1 protein-coding gene is annotated in these 370 nt (G+C 40.8%); it reads left to right on the top strand.

Annotated features, from left to right (window positions below; genetic code table 11):
* Window positions 1-39: 39 nt before the first annotated feature.
* A partial coding sequence (locus A3736_RS17860) for a hypothetical protein (RefSeq protein ID WP_233999253.1) occupies window positions 40-370 on the top strand: 331 nt, incomplete at its 3' end.

Below are 370 nucleotides of genomic sequence, written 5' to 3'. Positions count from 1 at the left end.
ACTGAGGGGATGAATAACATTGAGGAGATAGATCAAGGGATGAAAGTTCTCCCCTCCTCTCTCTTACTAAGTATCGTAGCGACATTCGACTCCATAATTGGCGATTTTCTTAAGGATTTAATCACTAGAGACCCTGCCTCTATAGACTTTGGAGATAAGTCTTTCTCCTATCGCGAGCTGTTCAAGACCAAAGAGATCGAAACTCTCAAAAACAATATTATTGACGACGAAGTAAACCGACTACTTCGCGATTCTCATAAAGAGCAAGTGAGATATATTGAGAAGCTCTCTCAAACAGAGATAATCAATCACCACGAGCGCTGGAGAAATTTTTACGAGGTTTTCGAAAGACGAAACCAGTATGCACATG

It is taken from the genome of Erythrobacter sp. HI0063, assembly GCF_001635685.1.
Classification (GTDB): domain Bacteria; phylum Pseudomonadota; class Alphaproteobacteria; order Sphingomonadales; family Sphingomonadaceae; genus Qipengyuania.
The sequence above is the reverse complement of the archived record's forward strand: the minus strand, read 5'-3'. Positions and strand labels throughout refer to the sequence as shown.